The sequence below is a fragment of the Streptomyces sp. NPDC050636 genome, assembly GCF_040654775.1.
Classification (GTDB): domain Bacteria; phylum Actinomycetota; class Actinomycetes; order Streptomycetales; family Streptomycetaceae; genus Streptomyces.
In genome coordinates this window covers 1-3587 of record NZ_JBFAIP010000222.1, presented here as the reverse complement: position 1 = coordinate 3587, position 3587 = coordinate 1, and the positions used below count along the sequence as shown (strand labels likewise).

Annotated in this window: 1 protein-coding gene; it reads right to left on the bottom strand. The window is 68.7% G+C overall.

Annotated elements, in window-relative coordinates; translation table 11 throughout:
- Window positions 1-3587, bottom strand: a 3587-nt coding sequence (locus AB0I10_RS40740) for a type I polyketide synthase (RefSeq protein WP_363157788.1), incomplete at both ends; no start/stop codon positions are given.

Sequence of the window (3587 nt, the reverse complement as noted above, 5' to 3'; positions counted from 1 at the left end):
TCGACGGAGCCGACGACCTGCGCGAACTCCTCCAGCATCGGCTCCATCAACGGCGAGTGGAACGCGTGGGAAACCCGCAGACGACTGGTCCGCGCACCGGCCTGCGCCAACGCCTGGGCCACTGCCAGCACTTCATCTTCGATGCCTGAAATCACCACGGCCTTGGGGCCGTTGACCGCAGCGATGCCCACACCGGGCCGGCCCGCGATCGCTTCGAGGACCCGCTCCTCGCCCGCCTCGACGGCCACCATCGCGCCACCGGCAGGAAGCTGCTGCATCAACCGGCCGCGCGCGGCAACCACCGCACACGCATCCCCCAGCGACCACACCCCCGCCACATACGCAGCCGCCAGCTCACCAATCGAATGCCCCGCCACCACCTGCGGGCTCACGCCCCACGACTCAAGAAGCCGGAACAGCGCCACCTCAACCGCAAACAGCCCCGCCTGCGCCCACACCGTCGCATCGATCCGCCCCTGGCCGACCCAGGACTCCTCACCCTCACCCCGAATAACCGCCGCCAGCGAACCCTCCAGATGCTCAGCCAACCCCGCACACACCGCATCAAACGTTTCCGCAAACACCGGGAACGCCGCATACAAACCCGCACCCATGCCCACCCGCTGGGCACCCTGCCCCGTAAACACAAACCCGACCTTGCCCACACCACCCACAGCCCCGGACACCACACCCGGAACCTCACGACCCTCCGCCAACGCCTTTATTCCGGCCGCCAGTTCACCGCGATCCGCACCCAGCACCACCGCACGGTGCTCCAACACCCCACGCGAAACCGCCAGCGACCACCCCACGTCGTTCACTTCTACGTCCGAACGATGCTGGATGAACTCCGCAAGACGCCCGGCCTGGCCCACCAGCCCGGCAGCCGACCGACCCGACACCACCCACGGCACCACCGGCAACACCACACCATCAGCACCCGCCGACGGGGGTGCAGCGCCAGGCATGGGCGCTTCGTCGTCAGGCGCCTGCTCGATGATCACGTGCGCATTGGTGCCGGAGAACCCGAACGACGACACACCCGCCCTCCGCGGACGCTCACCCACCTCCGGCCACGACACGGCTTCGGTCACCAACCGCACCGCACCCGCATCCCAATCAACACGCGAGGACGGCTCCTCGGCGTGCAACGTCGCTGGGACGATGCCGTGCCGCATCGCGGCCACCATCTTGATGACCCCCGCCACACCTGCCGCCGCCTGCGCATGACCGATGTTCGACTTCACCGAACCCAACAGCAACGGCCGGTCCCCAGCCCTGCCCTGGCCGTACGTCGCCAACAGCGCCTGCGCCTCAATCGGATCACCCAGCCGCGTACCCGTGCCATGGCCCTCCACGACATCCACGTCAGCCGAGGCCAGACCGGCACTGGCCAGCGCCGACCGGATCACCCTCTGCTGCGCCGGGCCATTCGGCGCCGTCAGACCATTGGACGCGCCGTCCTGGTTCATCGCCGTACCGGCCACCACCGCCAGAATCCGATGACCATTACGCCGGGCATCCGACAACCGCTCCACGACCAGGACACCAACCCCCTCACCCCAGCCCGTACCGTCCGCCGCCTCCGCATACGCCTTGCAACGCCCATCAGCAGCCAGACCCCGCTGCCGCGAAAAATCAATGAACGTCCCCGGCGTCGACATCACCGTCACACCACCCGCCAACGCAAGGGAGCTCTCCCCCGACCGCAGCGACTGACACGCCAAATGCAACGCCACCAACGACGACGAACACGCCGTATCCACCGTCACCGCCGGGCCCTCCAACCCCAGCGCATACGCCACCCGCCCCGACGCCACCGCGCCTACACCCCCCGTACCGAGATACCCCTCAACCTCCTCAGGCACGGCATGAGTCGGCAGGTAGTCGTGGTAGAAGAGGCCGGTGAACACTCCCGTGTCACTGCCGTGCAACGCCCCCGGATCGATCCCCGCGTCCTCCAGCGCCTCCCACGATGTCTCCAGCAGCAACCGCTGCTGCGGATCCATCGCCACCGCCTCACGCGGACTGATCCCAAAGAACTCCGCGTCAAACTCCCCCGCCTCGTAGAGGAATCCACCCTCACCCGAGACGCTCTTGCCCACCGCATCCGGATCCGGGTCATGAATGTCCTCGGCCCAGCCCCGGTCCGTGGGAAACGCGCCCACCGCGTCCCCACCCGACTCCAGCAACTCCCAGAACTCACCCGGAGACGACACACCACCGGGGAAGCGGCACCCCATGCCCACGATCACCAGACGGTCGTCATCAACCGACACTCCGCCGGCCGCCGGAACCACAGAACCCACCGATACGGCACCGGCCGCGCCGGACTCGCCGACCAGCTCGCTCAGCACGAACCCAGCCAGCGCCGCCGGGGTCGGATAGTCGAACACCACCGTCGCCGACAGACGCAGTCCCGTGGTGTTGTTCAGACGGCTGCGCAGCTCAACGGCGGTGAGGGAGTCGAAACCGGTGTCGCGGAAGGAGCGAGCGGAGTCGACGGCTTCCGGTCCCGACATGCCCAACACCAGGGCGGCCTGCCCCATGACCAGGTCCTGCACGGCCTCTTGCTGTTCGGCCGGGCTCAGCCCGGTCAGACGCGCGGCCAGCGCGTTCTGGTCATCGGCGGCCTGGCCGACCGTACGGCGGACGGGCAAGCCCGCACGCGCCACACGGACAAGGCCGGACAGCAGCGGCGGGACCTCGCCGGAACGGCGCAGGGCGGCCAGGTCCAACTGGGCCGTCACCAGCAGTGGTTCGGCCCGGCCCATGGCCGCGTCCAGCATGGCGAGCCCGTCCGCCGCGGACAGCGGCTTCAGCCCCTGGCGGGACAACCGTCGCCAGTCGACGTCGGCGAGACCGCTCGCCATGCCGTACTCCCACGGACCCCACACCAGGGATGTCGCCGGCACACCGGACCGACGACGGTACGCGGCAAGAGCGTCCAGGAACGTATTGCCCCCCGCGTAGTTGGCCTGCCCCGGGTTACCCCAGACCCCGGACACCGACGAGAACAGAACAAAGAAGTCCAGATCCAGATCCAGATCACGGGTCAACACATGCAAATTCCAGGCCGCATCGACCTTCGGCCGCATCACCGACTCCACCCGCTCGGGGGTCAGAGCCGTGGCAAGCCCGTCATCCACGATCCCGGCCGCGTGGACGACCCCGGTCAACGGCACCCCGTCCAGGACACCGGCAAGCTGCTCCCGGTCGGCGGCATCACAGGCCACGACCTGCGCGCTGGTCCCACTACTGGCCAACTCCGCCACCAGAGAGGCCACACCGAACGCAGCCGGCCCACGGCGTGAGACCAGCAGCAGCCGCTCGACCTGACCCGTCTCAGCCAAATGCCGCGCCACCAACCCACCCAGCGCACCCGACGCACCCGTCACCAACACCGTGCCCGCACGACCCACCCGCTCCAACGGAGCCCCCAGCCCCTGTGCCACCCGCACCAGCCGCGGCACCCGCACCTCACCCCCACGCACCGCGAACTGCGACTCACCCAACCCCACGCCCGCACGCAGCCACTCCACGACACCGTCAGCCGACAGATCATCCACATCCGCCAACACCAAACG